This is a genomic window from Pseudoalteromonas distincta, from assembly GCF_000814675.1.
Classification (GTDB): Bacteria; Pseudomonadota; Gammaproteobacteria; order Enterobacterales; family Alteromonadaceae; genus Pseudoalteromonas; species Pseudoalteromonas distincta.
Window position 1 is genome coordinate 113,664 of sequence record NZ_JWIG01000029.1, and the last position, 18,567, is coordinate 132,230.

Below are 18,567 nucleotides of genomic sequence, written 5' to 3' on the forward strand. Positions count from 1 at the left end.
AAATGGATTATGCACCACACATTATGCTTTAATGGCCAAATATTCAGCACAAAAGGCCAGAATGTACTGGTCGGAGCATTTATATGACTGATAAACACACTAATCCACCTCTAAACATTGCTATAGCGGTATATCCGCATTTATTAGTGACTAGTTTAACGCTGCCTATAGAAATGCTAAGAGCCGGCGAGGCCTTTGCTAAAGGGCATCTTGATAAGCAAAGCTTTAGGCCACTTGCTATAAATTTAGTGGCTAAAAGTGCTGAATCTATACCCACCCGTGCAGGCCTTGCTATAAATCCTGATTGCATAACAACTAACGCGCCCTACAGCGATTTGATTATAGTGCCGGGTATTTGGCGAAACCCACGCCCAGTGGTGCGAACAAATCAAGAAATAGTTGATTGGCTAAGTGAGAGCTTTAGCGCAGGCAGCCATATAATTGGTGTAGGCACTGGCAACTGTTTATTAGCTGAGGCAGGCTTACTCGATGGACACCCTGCTACCACCCATTGGCATTACGCCAAACAATTTAGCCATGACTACCCGCAGGTGCACCTAAAGCCCGACTTTTTTATAACCCAGTCAGAGCGAATGTATACGGTGGCCAGTCTTAATGCGCTTGCAGATGTGATCGTACACATTATTAGCCAGTACTACACAAAAGCCGCCGCGCAGCATGTAGAGCGTAATTTTTCGCACGAAATACGCAAACCCTATGAAGATCAACGCTACTTAGAAGGTGCAGTAGACCGCCACCCCGATGAGCTAATTGCGCAAATTCAATTTTGGATAAAAACAAATTTAGCCACCGAGTTAAACCTGCAAGAAGTCGCTGCTCAATTTAGCTTAAGCTACCGTACTTTTACCCGCCGTTTTAGAGCCGCCACTAACCAAAGCCCAATTGAGTATTGGCAACAACTACGTGTAGAAGGCGCAAAAGAGTTATTAGCATCATCAAATTTATCAATTCAAGAAGTGGCTTTAGAAGTTGGATATAATGACCAAGGGCATTTAACACGCGTGTTTAAAAAAGTATTAAGCCAAACACCCAGTGGTTACAGAAAAGTAGTTAGGAGAAAGTTGTTTGGCTAGTAACTATTTCAATAACACTAAAAAACGCCACTTTTAGTGGCGTTCTGATTCGTTAAATTCTTTTCGATAGTAACGTTTTTGATAGTTTTTTACTTTAGTGTGTACGCCTTTGCTTAAGCTTTTAAATTTAGCTTCGAGTACGTCTACACCGTATAAAATACCGACCACCAGCACCGAGAGTTTTATTGCAGCGCCAAGGTTTTCGGTCGCTATCATAACGCCTATTGATGCAAGCACCCAGATGGTTGCAGCTGATGTAACGCCAACTACCGCACCATCTTTTGCGAGCATAACGCCTGCCCCTAAAAAGCCAATACCTGTAATTATTTGCCCCACTACACGAGAATGATCTATTACATCCCCTTGTAAATTAAACGCAGTGGATAAAAACAAATACGTGCCCAGCGTTATTAGGGCTGATGTCCGAATACCTACAGGTTTACCACGCAACTGGCGCTCTATACCAATAATAGCACCACAAAAAGCCGCAGTACCAATAGCCGCCCACGAATACGGGGCTACATCAATTAAATCTAAAAAAGTCACTGTTAACCTTATATTTTATTAGCTATAGCCACCGCCGTTCTTAAACGTTGGCTACCAAACGCTGACATTTTACTAAAATCACTTCGTGCAATAGGTACATATTGGCAATCTATTGCGAGCTGTTTATCGTTTCCAGGCTCACAAAATGGATCGTGAACATACACGCAGTGCTCATCAAAGTGCGTAACACACACCCAGTGTGGCGATTTTTTACCATCAAAACTGTATGTACTAATTAATAACAGCACACTAAAGCCTTTACTCAGCCACTGCTCAATATGCTCAAGCTCTACATCTTTATGCGTAAGCGGTATATTTGCCTGTGCAATACCATCTACAAATTGCTGATGCACGGTGGCAAGTACCACTTTTTTGTTTTCGTTGCGTACGCCATCTAAAAACAAAGGCTCTATGGTATTAACCATTACTTCGCTTTTAAAGCCCCGCTTATTAGCCCCAAGTGCCAAACCAAACGGATGGCAACCACCATGACCCGATGTCATAAAAATGGTGGTACCTTCACGCCAAAGTGCCAGCTCATGTGATTGGCTAAGCTCAGTTGTTGGCTCAAGTGCCCCCATTGCCATTAATAGCGCAGCAGGTCCGCACGTAAATTCGGTAGTTTGCTGATACCACGGCGTTAAACGCGCCACTTTTAACTCACTTGTTTGTCGAATGTTTTTTTGCATTCGTAGTGCGTCACTGTGGTCATCGTAATAATCGCTATATTGACCAAACACTCTGTAACCCAAGCTTTTATAAAGCCCTATCGCACCTTCGTTATTTACAGCCACTTCTAAACGAAGGTAAATACGAGCCCGCTCACACGTTTCTTTTTCAAGGCTAGTAAGTAGTGCTTTTGCAACGCCCTTACCTTGCATTGTGGGTAAAACAGCAAGCGAATATAAACGCGCTAAACGCGTCCCTTTATGGCACCACACTAACCCGTAACCGCATATTTGCTCGCCACTTTGGGCAACGAGTAAAATACCGTGCTTAGCACTTAGCCAGCGCTTTAAACTGCGCGGGCTCAATTTATCGTTATTAAAGCAAGCATTTTCAACGTCAATCAGTGCATTTAAATCACTGCTAAGCGCCTTTCGAATAACAAGGTTGCTCATGTTATTACCCACGGCCTCGTGCTTCTAAGCGTTGTTTAAACTCATCCATAATGATCATGTATAGCTCGTCGCCTAAATAGCCGTCTTCTACTTTGTGATCAATACTTGGGTTGTCGTTTACTTCAAGCACGTATGCTTTGCCTTGATGCTCTTTAACATCTACGCCATATAAACCCCTACCCACTGTTTTACATGCTTTTAATGCTGCATCTAATACCGCTTTTGGTAACTCAAAGGTTGGTAATGTTTCAAAGCCACCAGAGAAAAAACGTTTAGCGTCGTGGTTATAAATTTGCCAATGGTTACGCGCCATTAAATAGCGACATGCATAAATTGCACGGCCATTTAACACACCCACTCGCCAATCGTATTCGGTATACATGTATTCTTGTGCAAGCACTAATGCGCTATATTCAAACAGCTCTGTAAGCTTAGCGGCAAGCTCATCACGGTTTGAAACTTTAAACACACCTTTTGAGAACGACCCTTCAGGCATTTTTAAAACAAGCGGATACGTAAACGCTTCTTCTAATTGCTCAAGCGTTTCATTTGCTTGATCAGCCACTACAAGCGTTTTTAAACTTGGCACTTTTTGATAATTAAATGCATCGTGTAAATACACTTTATTACAACAACGTAAAATAGACTCAGCATCGTCAATAACCACTAACCCCAGGCTTTGCGCTTTGCTCGCAAGGCGATACGTTGGGTGGTCAATCGCTGTAGTTTGGCGAATAAATAATGCATCAAACTGGGCAATGTTATCAATTTCGTCAAAGCTTAATGCTTGTGCATAAATACCGTGTTTAGCCGCAGCTTTAATAAAACGTGCAATGGCGTCTTTATCACTCGGAGGTACTTTTTCGTTATGATCAACAAGTATTGCCATGTCCCATCTAAAGCGACGTTGTACCGAACTAATACGCCACTGCGTTTTAGTAAAGTTATCTAGCTTGGCTACAAATTCGCTGTACTGCTGCTCGTTTAAAGACGACATCGAGCCTTGTTGCAATAAGCCTTGCTCATCAACAAATAAAATAGGCGCCGGGTATTGTTTAAATACCGACTTTGCTGCTTTTGATTGTAAATCGTTTTGGGCATTGCCAAAGTAAAGTGTGCCATCTATTTGGCCCACATTTAACATAGGAGCTTGGCCACTACGAAGAGCATTAATGGTTTTTACACTGGGTAAAACTTGGTGCTTGCGCGCCTCTGCAAGTAATGAGCAATAGTAACCTTTGCTCAAGTATTGGCTTGAGTCGCACAGATTAATAATGCGTGTTTTTGGTTCATTATGTTTTGGGTAATCACGTAAGTAGGTATTAAACGTAATTACATTTTCGAACGATTGAGCAAGCGTTTGCTCGTTGTTATCAACCACAATTAAGGTTTTAAACACGACTTTTCCTAGTTAAGTCAAAATATAAAAAGCATGCTTAGTAAAATACTAAGCATTATAAATAGAAACACCCATCGTACTAAGTGGGCATTGCGCGAATCACTTAATATGATGGGTGCTTTAACAGGTACCTACTGTACGAGTTAGCGCTTAAATTGCTTAAGCGACATGTGCTTTATATGCCCTTTTTTAAAAACGCACAAACGAGATATTTTTAGCGTGAAGATGAAAAATATTGATTAACTATATTTTCCTATAAATGCAGATTAAAATACGCAAAACAATACCTTATGAGAGTTTAAAAATGTCGCTGCCTGCTTGCCCAAAATGCCAATGTGAATATGTTTACGAGGACCAACAACTGCTTATTTGCCCCGAGTGCGCCCATGAGTGGAACCCAAATAATACAAACGATGAAGACGCTATTTTAGTTAAAGATGCCAACGGCACTTTACTTAATGATGGCGATAAAGTGACCGTAGCCAAAGATTTAAAAATTAAAGGCAGCTCGCAAGTAATTAAAATTGGCACCAAAGCGGTAGTTAGAAGAGTGCTTGATAAAAAAGATCACGAACTTGATTGTAAAGTGGAAGGCATTGGCGAAATGATGGTAACTGCTAAGTTTGTGAAAAAGGCTAATTGAGTTAGCCTCCCTATAACCGAGTAGTTATAAGCGAAGAATTGGTTTTTCATATTCGCTTTAACAAGCATATACTAAAATTTTCTAACATTTTTTGGCATTGATTTATGTACATCTCGGAGTCCATTTTAGGCAAAATATATGCTAGTTGATCCTTGTCGCCATTAATATGCTTTACAGCATTTTTAGAGTAGTTAAATTTTTTGATTGCAAGTCGGGGCTTAGAGAAAAAATCAGGATTTGAATTATGGAAGTCCCATACCATTTTTTTTAAGTTTTGGTGTGAGCTTTCAAATCCATAAATTTCACTTAAACCAGATAATAATTCAGATGCTGCAGCAGATAAATGTAAGCTAGAAATAAAGCGTTCTTCATTGTACAGGTCGATAGCGTCTTCAATCATATCCATAGCAATATCACCTTTATGAATTTTCATAGTTCCCTCCGGTCTCCCTTAATATAATCAAGGACATTTTACATTTTTGAGTATTACACTCTACAAAAACACTAATAATTGAGTAGTAACTCCAAGTAATATAGCTACAAAATCAGATAAGTTAGTTCAAGCTATGTATATAAAGTAGTCCCTCAGAAGGTTTACTTTGCTGAAGGAAGTATTTATAAAATCTCTACCACCACGTATTCGTGGGCTTTACCTGCAATTGTTAACGTAATTTCATCATCAATCTGTTTATTTAATAACTGCTTACCCAGTGGTGCGCCGGGTGTTACTACGGCTATTGCGTGCTCTTTAACATTTACCGTTAACCCACCAGCTGCAGGGCCTAAATAAAACCATTTTTGCGCTGCGTTATCATCTTCTAAACATACCAGCGAACCGATAGCTATTTTGTCGGTTGGTTTTTCATTAAAGGCAGGTTCGAACAATTCTATGCTTTTATAGCAATCGTTTACGCGCTGGGCTTGGCCTTGTGCTAAATAAGCGGCTTCGAGCCCTAGGGTATCGTATTTGTTTTCGGCTATGTTTTCTTCATGCGTGGCGGTGTCGTGCGCGGTTTTTGCCGCTACTTTTGCTGTTGTAAGCTGCGCTTCTAGCGCAAAGCGAAGATGTTCAATAACGTGGGTTTTATTCATGAGGATTAGTACAATACAGGCTGTAAAAATAAGGCAGCTAGTTTAACATTTTTGCTAGGCTTAAAACCATTGTTTTAAACCCCGCAAGTTTGGTGGGAATACTAGCGGGGCTTAAATTAGCATTAAACAAGCAAATTGCGGTTGGTTGGTGCAGCTCTTTGCTTGTGCTTTATTAAAAACCTTATGGCATATCTAATAATGTTTGCGTGTGGGCATCTACTTTAACTTCGTAGTTTTTAGCGCTTAAGCCCAATAGCTCCGGCAAGGTTGCCGCTATACAAATAGACGAGAACGTACCCACTACAATGCCAGTAAATAATGCAATAGCAAAGCCTTGCAGTGGTGCGCCTGCAAGTAACCAAACGCTCGCAACCGTTGCAAGTGTGGTACCCGACGTTATTAAGGTGCGCGTTAGTGTGCTTTTAATCGCATTATTAATAATAGTCGCTGGGGTAAGTACATTGTTTGATTGAACACGTAAAAGCTCACGTACTCTATCCCCCACTATTATTGAGTCGTTAAGTGAGTAACCAATAATAGCCAGTAAACTTGCCAGTACGGTTAAGTTAAATTCAATTTGTAATAGTGAAAATAACCCAAGTACGAGTATTAAATCGTGCACTAGCGCAACCACAGAGCCAACAGCTAATCGCCATTCAAAACGCACTGCAAGGTAAATCATTACCGCAATCATTGCAGCAAACATTGCTAAACAGCCTTGATCAAATAACTCATCGCCCACTTGTGAGCCAATATAAGCTGACGATAATACCTGTGCGTTTATATCATCGTTTTGTGTAACAGCGCTTTGCCAATCAAGGCTATTAGCTGTTGTTGATGCACTTGGCGCTTCTCTTAATTGAAAATGACTATTACCTTGCGCGGTTAGCTCAAACTCACCGTTGTGATTTTTAGCAATAAACGATTGAAGCTCTTTTAGCTCAACACTTTGACTGGTTGTAAACTCAGTTAAATAACCGCCGGTAAAATCTAGGCCAAAATTTAGACCCTTTTGTGCAAGCGTAAATACTGATAGCAGCACTAAGATGGCGCTTAAAAGCATGCCCATAAAGCGTAAACGTGTGCCCTTTTCACCTTTCAAAAAATAATTAAGCATGTGCTTTTACTCCTGCTTTTTTACCCATTTTTAAATACAACGTTTGGCTTAATATTTTTGATACGTACACACCTGTAAATACAGACGTTAAAAGCCCCAGTGCGAGTGTAATGGCAAAACCTTTAACGGGCCCATAGCCTATGCCGTATAAGATAAGTGCGGTGATCATGGTCGTTATATTGGCATCAAATATTGTATTTGCGGCTTGTTTATAACCCTCTTGAATAGCTTGATATGGTGCACGGCCTTGGCGACGTTCTTCTTTAATACGTTCAAATATTATTACGTTAGTGTCTACCGCCATACCTATCGTTAGCACCAGGCCAGCGATACCCGGAAGCGTTAACACAACCCCTGGTAATAATGACATTAAGCCCACAAGCGACGTTAAATTTAATATAAGTGCTACGTTTGCAATAAGGCCTAAACGGCGATACCAAAGCGCCATAAATGCAAGGGTAATACCCATACCTAACATAAGCGCGGCTAAGCCATTACTAATATTTTCGCTGCCGAGGCTTGGCCCTATAGTTTGTTCGTGCACAATTGTAACGGGTGCTGTAAGCGAGCCTGCACGTAATAACAATGCTAGGTCGGCTGCCGCTTGTTGGCTTTTCATATTGGTAATACTAAAACGCGAACTTAAATGCTGAGCAATATTGGCAACGTTAATAACTTCGCTTTTTTTAACGACTTCGCCTTTAGCGTTTTGAGAATACTCAGAGTAAACCGTCGCCATTGGCTTACCAATATTGGCTTTTGAAAACGCCGACATTGCATCCCCGCCTTGGCCGTCTAGGCTTAGTTGTACAAGTGGTTTACCCCAATCGTCGCGGCCTATGTTTGCATTATTAATATGATCGCCTGTAAAAATTGGCACAGGATCGAGCTTTATGGTTCCGCCCGATTGCATATTAAATGTTTGCCCGCCAATTTCTTTTAATTGATAAAAACCAAGCGATGCTGTTGCACCAATAATACGTTTTGCTTCGGTTGGATCTTGCACGCCAGGAAGCTCTATACGAATGCGATGTTTGCCTTGTTGCTGTGTTATCGCTTCGGTAATGCCTAACTCTTCAATACGTGAACGAAGGGTTGTGAGTGTTTGCCCCATTACTTCTTTATCAAAGCTGCTGCGGCCTTGCTCTGAATAACTAAATTTGGCAGTTTTAACGCTGCCGTTATTGCTTGTTACAACGGCTAAATTAGCAAATCGGCTTTGTAGCTCTTCAATAACTGGGGTTAACTTGTCGGTTGAATTAGGCAATGCGTTTATTTCAAACCCGTGCTGAGTTTGCTGCGCTTTTACGCCATGTGCTTTTTGCTTAATGATGATTGATTTAGCTTGTTGATACGCACTGACTAATTGCTCATCAACGGCTTTATCTAAATCTACGTCTAGTACAAATAGCACACCGCCATTTAAATCAAGGCCCAGCTTTATTGGTGATAAACCAAAATCTTGTAACCATGTTGGGCTGGTTGCATGCTCAACAATTTTAACTTGCGTGTTTGGATATTGCGCTTTTATAGCCGCTTGCGCCTGAGCGCTTTTAGTTGGCTCGTTTAAAAGTATATTAATAGTGGATTGCTTATCTAAACCCTGCTCAACCTCTAGCCCTTGTTTATTTAAAAAAGTAACTAGCGTTTTAGTGCTCGGTAAAGATTGCGTTTCGCTGTGCGGAGCAGCACTGATGTGCAACCACGATTTATTTGGGTATAAATTTGGTAATGCGCTGATAGCTAATAAAACCAATACTATTAGCATGGCTATATAGCTTAATTTGAACTTAGCCGTAGACGGCTTTTTATCTTTTTTAAAACTTAACATGTTGAATCCTTATTGCCAGCAAAGCTAGCAACGTACTTTTTAAAAGCACAATTAATCTGCAGGCTAAAACTTTAAAAGTTAAAACCTAATAAAATTAAATAAGGAAAATCAAGCGTGGTAGGTAGTTACAGCTTTGTAGAGTAAATTAACGTCTTTCCAGCCACTCAAACGCGACTTTTTACTATTAGTTACAAACGTATACCAAGGCTGTATAGGATTAATCGCTCTTGGTCGTAAGAATATATGCCTAACAAGATTTTGAGCAAAAAATTCAAAAACCACATCGTATTCTGGCTCACTTTGAACAGTGTGCAAAAACAATGATGAATTATTGGCAGTTAACCTTGGTTGGTGCGCGTCAAAATCGGTTTGATGCGTTTTTTTATGCTGCGAAGTATCTACAGACTTACTAATAGGCTGTATTTTAGTTAAATCGGCAATATCAGTAAGCGAAACCTGCGTACTAACATTGATATTTAAATTTTGTGAGGCGCCCATAGCATTGCTCTGCACACTAAAAAGTGCAGCAAGTAGCAAAAAGGCAGTTAAAAACACTCTAAATTTAAACATTCACGTTTTAAAACTAAAATAAGTGATGCGTAGTATATAAGGGCTAGTATTTAAAATACAACAGCCTGCTCGTTAATTTAGTTTGATTTTACAACTTAACCTGAGGCGCTGGCGTTGCTTTATTTAGAACCAATTATTTAAAGATTTTTTTGGTAATTTCATTTATAAAATATGTTGCGCTCAAATCTACTACTTCGACAGCATCTCTTTTCCTTACCAAATACAAAAGGAGTAGTTATTTAGGGTTAATTTTAATTTATTACTTGTAGTTTTATTATTCATTTTGCATTCATTTGGTCGTTTTTTTTGGTAAAATAATAAATAAGCCATAAAACTTCGTACTATAAATGGTCAAGTTGCAGCGGCTATACGAAATTAGTATAATTAAATGTAAACAAATAGCTAAATTTTGATTTTCTTAATTATGTTATGGATAGTAGATAAGGCAGGGAAAGTCATTATGGAAAAAAACATATTTAGTAAAATAGCCTCAAAATTTTACAACAAAAGCTTAAAGCTAATAAATACCCTAAGTAATGACACTGACCTAAAAAAGCTAATAAACAACAGTGAAATAGTCTCTTTTGATATCTTTGATACTGTAATCCTTAGAAAAGTCTTCGAACCAGCTGATATTTTTACAATAGTTGAGAATTTATATAATGATGAACATAAAAAGCTAGACATAGACTTTAAAAGCATCCGAGGTAATGCCGAGGCAGAAGCAACAAAAATACTAGCTGAGCTAAATGGTACCCAATCCATAGGTTTGGATGAGATATATGCACATATACAAAAAACACAAAATCTAGATAGCAAAGTAATTAACATATTGAAAGCGCTAGAAATCGAAATAGAATTAAAATTTTGTGTCAAAAATGAATATATGCACTCTTTTTATCAATACTGTATTGATAATGGTAAAAAGGTTATTTTCACCTCGGACATGTACTTACCGGAGTACGTGATAAAAAAAATTCTTTACGATAATGGGTATACAAAATTTCATAAATTATTTTTATCCTCTGTAATTCGTAAATCAAAGTCTAAAGGAGGGTTATATCCGCATATACTTAAAGACCTATCCTGTAAACCGTCTAAGCTTTTACATATTGGCGATTATTACTTCGCCGATGTCATTAACGCGATGAAAGAAGGCATCAAACCTTATTATTACAAAAAAACCAGTGAATATGCGCTTAGCCATCATTCATTTAAAAGACTAAGGCAGCTATACCCTTCTAAACTCTCTATAGAAGAATCTATTTATTTTGCGACTATCATCAACAAAACGTTTACCCAAAGAGATAATAACAACGAGAATATATGGTACGACTTTGGTTATGTATACTGTGGAATAATATATTTTGGCTTAACTCGTTGGTTAACTAGCCAGGTTTTGCATCAAGAAATAGAACATATATTTTTCCTTGCTCGCGACGGCTATATTATGCACAAAGCCTATAGCCTTATGAATCAGGGAGCTAAAACGCCTGTTAGTAAGTATATGTACGCATCAAGACGAGCTATAAACATCCCAACTATATACAATGGAATCGATGAATATTCGATAAAAGTACTATGCCATTTTGTTCCTAATTTGAGCGTCGCTAATTACCTTGATAGAGTTGATATAGATGCAACAAAACATATTAAAAAAATAAAAGAAGTTGGATTTTTTGATCAAAATCATATAATTGACACAGATAACGATAAGGATAAATTAGCAAAACTCTTTCATTTATTAGTTGATGATGTATGCAGTATTGCAGCTGTAGAAAGAGAAAACCTACTAATTTACCTAAATCAAATTGGGTTTATGGATGCCAAAAAAGTCGCGATTGTTGACATTGGGTGGCAAGGGACAATTCAGAACTCATTAAATAAGCTAATGTTATTAGAAAATAATGAAATAGACATTAATGGTTATTACCTAGGCACATTTCAAACTGTTCTGAAATTTGCTGAAAAAGGATTTCCGATGTCAGGTTATATGTGTAACTTTTCAGAACCTAAAAATAATTTTCAGGTCTTATCGGGAGGTGTACATATGCTCGAATTTATTTTTTCGGCACCTCATGGCTCTGTAATAAAATTTGATAAAAAAAATGATGAAGTAATAGCTATATTTGAACCTAATGATTTTTCTAATAACAAATTAGACACAATAAACGAATTTCAAAAAGGAGCTATGGACTTTATTTCTGATTTTATGGCTATTGAAAGAGATTATAAAAAAATAAATATCGCTCCTGAAACGGCTATAAAACCTATATCTAGATTATTAAAAACTCCTACCTATAGCGAGTCTGTGAACTTTGGTAATCTCAAACACTCTGAGTATGTAGGAGCAAATAGCCATGAAAGTTACTTTGCGAAATCGCCTGATCCATTAAAAATGTATCTTAATCCAATTAAGTTTAAGCAAACCTATAACAAATCATTATGGAAAGCTGGCTTCAGAAAGCGCTACATGAGATATATTCTACCAGAAAACATATACTGCTTTTTCAGAAAGCATTAATTTGGTAACCGTATTTTAATGCTTAAAATTAATATTCAAAAAACTAATACCTTTCCTTGTTTCAATTAACGGCGTTTACTGAACTTATAAGTTATTTTATTTACCCATATACCAACTCTGAGATACTGAATGCGCCCCAGACAAAGCAGTGAAAAACGCCCCGACGCCATGAATTTACGCCAAAGTGTAAAAACACTGTGGCCCTACCTTACAAAATTTAAAGGCCGTGTTTTTATCGCACTTATGGCGCTTATAGGCGCAAAAGGTGCCACGCTTTTAATGCCTTGGGCGCTTAAAGAAATAATAGACTCTGTAGATAAGTCAATTAACCCACTGTTAGTTATTCCCGCTTTATTATTATTGATGTACGGCGCGCTGCGTTTTGCTAGCGTGTTTTTAGGTGAAATAAGAGATGCTGTATTTTCTCGCGTTACCGAACACGCAATGCGTGATATTGGTTTAAAGGTATTTAAGCATTTACACTCACTTGAGCTGGCTTTTCATTTAGATAGGCAAACCGGTGGCATTAGCCGCTATATAGAACGCGGTACTAGCGGCTTAAGCTTTTTAATGCGCTTTTTAATGTTTAATATTGTGCCTACTTTGTTTGAAATACTTACCGTTGCGATTATTTTTGGCACGTTGTTTTCTGTTTGGTTTGCGCTGATTACATTATTGGCAGTCGCTATTTATATTACCTTTACTCTGGTGGTTACTCAGTGGAGAAACCGCTTTATTAGAGAAGCAAACGCTGCCGACAATCAAAGTAATACCCGCGCTATAGACAGCCTACTTAATTATGAAACTGTAAAGTATTTTAATAATGAGCAGTTTGAAGCAAAAACGTACGACACCTTTTTAGCAAACTGGGAAAAAGCCCGTTTAAAAAATAGAATGTCGTTGCTCGCCCTCAACTCAGGCCAAGCACTTATTATTGCTTGTGCTATTACCGCGTTAATGTGGTTGGGCTCAACCGAGGTAGTTGCAGGTACACTCTCTATTGGTGAACTTGTGATGATTAACGCGTATATGATTCAATTGTTTTTACCGCTTAACTTTTTAGGTTTTGTGTACCGCGAAATAAGACGCGCGCTAACCGACCTTGAAAATATGCTAGGGCTACTTAACAAAAAACCACAAATAACCGATGCACTTAATGCTAAAGAGCTCAATATTAGCCAAGGTGAAATAACATTTAATAATGTAAGTTTTAGTTACGATGCGCATCGCCCTATTCTTAATAATCTTAGCTTTAATGTTAAAGCAGGCAGCAAAGTAGCCATTGTTGGTGCCAGTGGTGCAGGTAAAAGTTCATTAGCGCGACTGCTCTATCGTTTTTATAATGTAAGCGCCGGTGAAATTAGTATTGATAATCAAGCTATAAACTCAGTAACACTTAATAGTTTACGAAAAGCCATTGCAATAGTCCCGCAAGACACCGTGCTGTTTAACACCACGATTCGTGAAAATATCGCTTACGGCAGACCATCAGCAAGCGATGCTGAAATTGATGAAGCCATTGCTATGGCGCATTTAAAAGACTTTATAGGCACACTTGATAAAGGCGATAAAACACTGGTTGGCGAGCGCGGTTTAAAAGTATCCGGCGGCGAAAAACAGCGTATTGCCATTGCCCGCGCCATTTTGAAAAAGTCCCCTATTTTAATTTTTGATGAAGCAACATCTGCACTCGACTCTCATTCTGAGAAAGCAATTCTCGCAGCAATGCGTGAAGTTGCCAGTAACCATACGAGTATTGTTATTGCTCATCGGTTATCTACTATTACCGATGCAGACACCATTATTGTGCTCAAAGCCGGACAAATTATTGAGCAAGGTAAGCACTATGAGTTACTTACTCTCGCCGGAGAATATGCCCGTATGTGGGAGCTTCAGCATAAAAAATAAATACTGCGTAACCCCTTTTAGCTCTTATGCTTGCCGGTATTCGAGCTAAATAAAGCGTTTATAGCGCCTATTAGCCTTTCTCTTTTCTTCTATATTAGTTTTATCGAGCACAGTGGTGATTCACCTCAAAAGGTTTGTTTGTCTGGTTAATATCAATAACAATCGATAAGTTAAATATTCGTAACAATAAAAATGATTCACTGCTGCTTTAATTCAATCAGTGATACTCAGGAGTAAGTAATGAAAAAGAGTTTAATTGCCGCAGCATTAGCTGCCACATTTATTACCGGTTGTTCAGAGCCGCAAACAACAAAAACAGAAGAGCAACAACCTATAGTAGCCACTGCAGCAGTGACAGGAAAAGCAGAGTTGGGTAGTTTTGGTGTTGATTTAACAGCCCGTGACGAAGCCGTTAAACCAGGCGATGACTTTTTTATGTATGCCAGCGGCACGTGGTATGACAACTACGAAATGCCTGCAGATAAAACCCGCTATGGTGCATTTTCAGGATTAGCTGAGCGAAGCGAAGGCGATGTTAAAGCTATTATTGAAGAAATAGCAGCACGCAAAGACTTAAACGCAGAAGAAAAACTCGTTGCTGATTTTTACAATGCGTATATGGATACCGAAACACTTAATAAACTAGGTGTGACGCCAATCAAGCCATTATTAAGTGAAATTAGTGATATAGCGTCAACTGACGATTTAGCTGAAATGTTTGGTAAGTCTTGGTTAACCGGTAATAAAGCCCCTTTTGGCGGCGGCATGTGGTTTAATCGCCTAGACCCTAACAAATATGAAATGTCACTAGGTGCGGGTGGGTTAGGCCTACCAGATCGCTCTTACTACCTTGAAGACGCTGAGCGCTTTGTAAAAACCCGTACAGCTTATGTTGCTCACATTGCTGATATGCTTGAGTTTGCAGGCACTGAAAATACCGCTGAGCGCGCTCAAGCAATTGTTGATCTTGAAACCAAAATTGCACAAGGTCATTGGCCTCGTGAAAAGCGCCGTAATCGCGATTTAACGCTAAACCAAATTGAACGCGCCGATTTAAGCACTGCTTATCCTGGTTTTAACTGGGATTTATATTTTTCACAAACAGGTTATAAAGTACCTCAGTTAAATGTCTCTCAGCCTGAGCCTATAAAAGCGATGATTGAGCTAATCAATCAAGAAGATATTGCAGTATGGAAAGACTACCTAACGTATCACGCTCTTAGCGGTAACGCAGGTTTACTATCAGAGGAAGTATTTAATACTAACTTTGCTTTTTTTGGTAAAGAACTAAACGGACAACAAGAGCCTCGCCCTCGTTGGAAGCGTGCAATCAGTGAAATGTCAGGCACAAGTTCGCTTGGTTTTGCTATTGGTAAAATATACGTAGCACGTTACTTCCCTGAGTCATCAAAACAACAAATGTCAGAGCTGGTTGAAAACCTTCGTACAGCTCTTGGTGAACGTATTGATAACCTAGAGTGGATGGGCGATGAAACTAAAGTAAATGCGCGCGCTAAACTGGCTGCATTTGTACCAAAAATTGGTTATCCCGATGTTTGGCAGTCTTATGATGGTTTAAGCATTACTAAAAACGATTTAATCGGTAATGTGAAAAACATGCGTGAGTTTTTCCACGCAGAAAGTGTTGAAAAAGAGCTACAAAAAACAGACCGTAACCGCTGGGGTATGACGCCACAACGCGTAAACGCTTACTACAATAGCTCGTTTAATGAAATTGTATTTCCAGCTGCGATTCTACAACCGCCATTTTTCGATCCAAATGCCGATCCGGCTGTAAACTATGGCGGTATTGGCGCTGTAATTGGTCACGAAATGGGTCATGGATTTGACGATCAAGGTTCAAAATCAGACGAAAACGGTGTGCAACGTAACTGGTGGACTGATGCTGACCGATCTGCATTTGACAAAAAAGCCGATCAACTGGCTGCGCAGTACAGTAAATACGAGCCAATCGAAGGTAACTTTGTTAATGGTCGCAATAGCCTTGGCGAAAACATTGGTGATGTAGGTGGGTTATCAATGGCCTATCACGCGTACAAGCTCAGTTTAAATGGTAAAGAAGCGCCTGTTATTGACGGTGTTACTGGCGAGCAACGTTTCTTCCTTGCGTGGGCACAAGTATGGAAAGAAAAACGTACTGAGCAAAGCATGCTTAACCAACTTCGTGGTGGCACACATGCTCCAGGTCGCTTTAGAGCTCAGGCGCCACGTAACCACGATGCATGGTACAAAGCGTTTGATGTAAAACCAGGCGATGCGTTATACCTTCCTGAAGATGAGCGTGTACGTATTTGGTAAGTAACACTTACTTTTTATTACTTAGTAAGGCAACCTGTTATACAGGTTGCTTTTTTATTGAATTAAATTTACACATAATAGATATAATTCCAACGTCTAGAACCCTCGATGATCCCATTAATAAAATACAGTTTACATGGCTTTTAAACGTTACCGTTCTAATCTGTTTTAATACTTACTAGCCCTTGCTTGCATTTACCTTTAGAATACGCATTATAATTTTATTCTATTATTTACATATATTAAGGCGAAACGCAGATGGGAAGAGCTTACCAAAACAAAAAAGATTCAATGGCTAAGACTGCGGGTGCTAAAACTAAAGTTTATTCTAAGTACGGCAAAGAAATTTATATTTGTGCAAAAAACGGCGGTGTAGATCCAGATGGTAACTTATCATTACGTCGTTTAATTGAACGCGCTAAAAAAGACCAAGTACCAGCACACGTTATTGACCGCGCAATAGACAAAGCAAAAGGCGGCGGCGGTGAAGACTACGCAGCAACACGTTACGAAGGTTACGGCCCTGGTAACTGTATGATTATTGTTGACTGTTTAACAGACAACAACAAGCGTACCTTTGCTGATGTACGTGTTTGTTTTACTAAAGCAAATGCTAAAATTGGCGCTCAAAACTCTGTTTCACATTTATTTGATCACCTTGCTATTTTTGTATTTGACGGTGATGACGACGAAGCAGTACTTGAAGCTCTTATGATGGCTGATGTTGATGTAACTGACGTAGAAGTAGATGACGGTAAAGTTACTGTTTTTGCTCCTCACACAGAATACAACAATACACGTACAGCGCTTGAAGAAATGGGCGTGACTGAATTTGACGAAGACCTAATTAGCTTTGTGCCACAAATTGAAACGCCGATTGAAGGCGAAGACGTTGAAGTTATGGAACGCTTTTTAGCAATGTTAGAAGATTGCGACGACGTGCAAAACGTTTACCATAACGCGCAATTCTAAAGAGCGATTTAGTAAGTTAGAACGACTTTAAGCCAACAGCTATGTTGGCTTTTTCATTTTTAGAACATGGTATTAATATGAACTCACTTAAAGAGCTTAAAAGTGGCAAACTTGTTGGTGCTACTCGCCTGCAATTGGTAGAAGAGCTAACGACATTTCCTGAAGAAATCTTTAGCTTAGCTGACACGCTTGAAGTTCTCGATTTATCAAATAATAACTTATCAACACTACCTGATGAATTTGCCTGTTTAACACACCTGAAGCGTGTGTTTTTATCGTTTAATCAGTTTAAGCATATTCCTAAAGTGCTCGCTAAATGCCCTGCTTTAATTATGGTCGCGTTTAAAGGTAACCAAATTTCTGAATTTGCTTTAAACAGCCTGCCAAAAAATATTGAGTGGCTGATACTCACCGATAATACGTTAAGCGAATTGCCTGAAGATTTTGGTAATTATACCCAGCTTAAAAAGCTTGCGCTTGCAGGCAATCAACTTAAGCAACTGCCAATTAGCATGGCGCAGTGTAAAAACCTTGAGCTTGTTAGGCTCTCTGCTAATAACTTAACACACGTAGACGACTGGCTGTTTGAACTGCCTAAACTTGCTTGGCTTGCGTTTGCCGGTAACGATTTTAATAAAGCTCAGTGCCTTACAAATAGCTGCTTAGAAAATAAGCCTCTTAACGATTACACACTCAGTCATGTTATTGGCCAAGGTGCATCGGGCGTTATTCATTTAGCACAAGCAGCTGTTAGCGCTGTAGCGATCAAATTATTTAAAGGCGCAATTACCAGCGACGGCTACCCGCTTGATGAAGTAAATTGCTGCCTACAAGCAGGCGATCACGCTAATTTAATTAAAGTACTTGCCTACATTGAGCAAAGTGATCAGCTAGGTTTAGTAATGGAGCTAATAGATAAAAGCTTTGCTAATTTAGGCCTGCCTCCAAGCCTTGAAACCTGTACGCGTGATACCTTTAATGATGATTTCCATTACTCAATTCACGCTATTTTAAAAATTGCACAGCAAATGGTAAGTACCTTACATCACTTGCATATTTGTAAAGTAAGCCATGGCGACGTGTATGCGCATAACACCATGATAAACAAAGATGCTGATGTATTATTTGGTGATTTTGGTGCAGCCACAAACTTAGCCATGTTAAGTGATTATCAACAAAAGCAAATCGAGTTAATTGAAGTACGTGCATTAGGGTGTTTAATTGAAGACTTATTAGGCACGGTAACTGGCGATGATAGACAAAGTGAGCTCTTTGTTAAAATGTCCGATATGGCAAAATGTGCCATGCAACCTACATTAAATCAAAGACCTACATTTACTGAGTTATTAGCAGAGCTAAAATAAATTTAATATTAATAATATAAGCGAGCAAAATGTAACACCTTACTCGCTTTTATTTTATGTTTATTCG

15 protein-coding genes are annotated in these 18,567 nt (G+C 39.0%); 7 read left to right on the top strand and 8 right to left on the bottom strand.

Annotated elements, in window-relative coordinates; all coding sequences use genetic code 11:
- The first annotated feature begins 83 nt into the window (after positions 1-83).
- Positions 84-1,094, top strand: coding sequence for a GlxA family transcriptional regulator (locus QT16_RS18045; protein WP_039489863.1), 1,011 nt, complete (start codon positions 84-86; stop codon positions 1,092-1,094).
- A gap of 33 nt (positions 1,095-1,127) precedes the next feature.
- Here the strand turns inward: QT16_RS18045 and QT16_RS18050 are convergent, their stop codons facing one another.
- The 3 genes from QT16_RS18050 to QT16_RS18060 are packed head-to-tail and all read right to left on the bottom strand — an operon-like array spanning position 1,128 to position 4,160.
- Complete coding sequence (locus QT16_RS18050) at positions 1,128-1,640, bottom strand: MgtC/SapB family protein (protein WP_002960746.1); 513 nt, start codon at positions 1,638-1,640, stop codon at positions 1,128-1,130.
- An 8-nt stretch (positions 1,641-1,648) separates the two neighbouring features.
- Positions 1,649-2,761: a GNAT family N-acetyltransferase/peptidase C39 family protein gene (locus tag QT16_RS18055; RefSeq protein ID WP_039489865.1), complete on the bottom strand. Its 1,113-nt coding sequence runs from the start codon at positions 2,759-2,761 to the stop codon at positions 1,649-1,651.
- Between the two features lie 4 nt (positions 2,762-2,765).
- Positions 2,766-4,160 carry a RimK family ATP-grasp domain-containing protein gene (locus QT16_RS18060; RefSeq protein WP_039489867.1) on the bottom strand — a complete coding sequence of 465 codons (1,395 nt, stop codon included), beginning with the start codon at positions 4,158-4,160 and terminating at the stop codon, positions 2,766-2,768.
- Positions 4,161-4,464: 304 nt separating this feature from the next.
- Here QT16_RS18060 and QT16_RS18065 point away from each other — a divergent pair, with 304 nt between their 5' ends.
- Complete coding sequence (locus tag QT16_RS18065; protein WP_039490162.1) at positions 4,465-4,803, top strand: zinc ribbon domain-containing protein YjdM; 339 nt, start codon at positions 4,465-4,467, stop codon at positions 4,801-4,803.
- Between the two features lie 46 nt (positions 4,804-4,849).
- On the opposite strand, the gene QT16_RS18070 is transcribed toward QT16_RS18065, so the two are convergent.
- From QT16_RS18070 to QT16_RS18090, 5 genes are all read right to left on the bottom strand, one after another.
- On the bottom strand, positions 4,850-5,236 hold the full coding sequence (locus QT16_RS18070; RefSeq protein ID WP_039489869.1) for a protein kinase family protein: 387 nt from the start codon (positions 5,234-5,236) through the stop codon (positions 4,850-4,852).
- 182 nt (positions 5,237-5,418) lie between these two features.
- Complete coding sequence (locus QT16_RS18075) at positions 5,419-5,895, bottom strand: GreA/GreB family elongation factor (protein ID WP_039489872.1); 477 nt, start codon at positions 5,893-5,895, stop codon at positions 5,419-5,421.
- Between the two features lie 181 nt (positions 5,896-6,076).
- Positions 6,077-7,012, bottom strand: a complete 936-nt coding sequence (gene secF, locus QT16_RS18080) for a protein translocase subunit SecF (RefSeq protein WP_039489874.1) — start codon at positions 7,010-7,012, stop codon at positions 6,077-6,079.
- Complete coding sequence (gene secD / locus QT16_RS18085; RefSeq protein WP_039489876.1) at positions 7,005-8,843, bottom strand: protein translocase subunit SecD; 1,839 nt, start codon at positions 8,841-8,843, stop codon at positions 7,005-7,007. Before secD ends, secF begins: the two co-directional genes overlap by 8 nt.
- A 108-nt stretch (positions 8,844-8,951) precedes the next feature.
- Positions 8,952-9,413, bottom strand: a complete 462-nt coding sequence (locus tag QT16_RS18090) for a hypothetical protein (RefSeq protein ID WP_039489878.1) — start codon at positions 9,411-9,413, stop codon at positions 8,952-8,954.
- 460 nt (positions 9,414-9,873) lie between these two features.
- Here QT16_RS18090 and QT16_RS18095 point away from each other — a divergent pair, with 460 nt between their 5' ends.
- The 5 genes from QT16_RS18095 (at position 9,874) to QT16_RS18115 (ending at position 18,500) form a co-directional block, all read left to right on the top strand.
- A complete protein-coding gene (locus QT16_RS18095) occupies positions 9,874-11,937 on the top strand; it encodes an HAD family hydrolase (RefSeq protein ID WP_152609350.1) in 2,064 nt (687 codons plus the stop codon).
- 129 nt (positions 11,938-12,066) lie between these two features.
- Positions 12,067-13,845, top strand: coding sequence for an ABCB family ABC transporter ATP-binding protein/permease (locus tag QT16_RS18100; RefSeq protein ID WP_052201227.1), 1,779 nt, complete (start codon positions 12,067-12,069; stop codon positions 13,843-13,845).
- 240 nt (positions 13,846-14,085) lie between these two features.
- Complete coding sequence (locus QT16_RS18105; protein WP_039489885.1) at positions 14,086-16,164, top strand: M13 family metallopeptidase; 2,079 nt, start codon at positions 14,086-14,088, stop codon at positions 16,162-16,164.
- A 258-nt stretch (positions 16,165-16,422) separates the two neighbouring features.
- Positions 16,423-17,136 carry a YebC/PmpR family DNA-binding transcriptional regulator gene (locus QT16_RS18110; RefSeq protein ID WP_002959761.1) on the top strand — a complete coding sequence of 238 codons (714 nt, stop codon included), beginning with the start codon at positions 16,423-16,425 and terminating at the stop codon, positions 17,134-17,136.
- 41 nt (positions 17,137-17,177) lie between these two features.
- Positions 17,178-18,500: a leucine-rich repeat domain-containing protein gene (locus QT16_RS18115; RefSeq protein ID WP_082007365.1), complete on the top strand. Its 1,323-nt coding sequence runs from the start codon at positions 17,178-17,180 to the stop codon at positions 18,498-18,500.
- Positions 18,501-18,567: the final 67 nt, after the last annotated feature.

Bases quoted from the DNA above. Each gene is read 5' to 3' on its own strand.
- QT16_RS18045 (WP_039489863.1), top strand. From the start codon at position 84: ATGACTGATAAACACACTAATCCACCTCTAAACATTGCTATAGCGGTA.
- QT16_RS18055 (WP_039489865.1), bottom strand. From the start codon at position 2,761: ATGAGCAACCTTGTTATTCGAAAGGCGCTTAGCAGTGATTTAAATGCA.
- QT16_RS18065 (WP_039490162.1), top strand. From the start codon at position 4,465: ATGTCGCTGCCTGCTTGCCCAAAATGCCAATGTGAATATGTTTACGAG.
- QT16_RS18070 (WP_039489869.1), bottom strand. From the start codon at position 5,236: ATGAAAATTCATAAAGGTGATATTGCTATGGATATGATTGAAGACGCT.
- QT16_RS18075 (WP_039489872.1), bottom strand. From the start codon at position 5,895: ATGAATAAAACCCACGTTATTGAACATCTTCGCTTTGCGCTAGAAGCG.
- secF (WP_039489874.1), bottom strand. From the start codon at position 7,012: ATGCTTAATTATTTTTTGAAAGGTGAAAAGGGCACACGTTTACGCTTT.
- secD (WP_039489876.1), bottom strand. From the start codon at position 8,843: ATGTTAAGTTTTAAAAAAGATAAAAAGCCGTCTACGGCTAAGTTCAAA.
- QT16_RS18090 (WP_039489878.1), bottom strand. From the start codon at position 9,413: ATGTTTAAATTTAGAGTGTTTTTAACTGCCTTTTTGCTACTTGCTGCA.
- QT16_RS18095 (WP_152609350.1), top strand. From the start codon at position 9,874: ATGGAAAAAAACATATTTAGTAAAATAGCCTCAAAATTTTACAACAAA.
- QT16_RS18100 (WP_052201227.1), top strand. From the start codon at position 12,067: ATGCGCCCCAGACAAAGCAGTGAAAAACGCCCCGACGCCATGAATTTA.
- QT16_RS18105 (WP_039489885.1), top strand. From the start codon at position 14,086: ATGAAAAAGAGTTTAATTGCCGCAGCATTAGCTGCCACATTTATTACC.
- QT16_RS18110 (WP_002959761.1), top strand. From the start codon at position 16,423: ATGGGAAGAGCTTACCAAAACAAAAAAGATTCAATGGCTAAGACTGCG.
- QT16_RS18115 (WP_082007365.1), top strand. From the start codon at position 17,178: ATGTTGGCTTTTTCATTTTTAGAACATGGTATTAATATGAACTCACTT.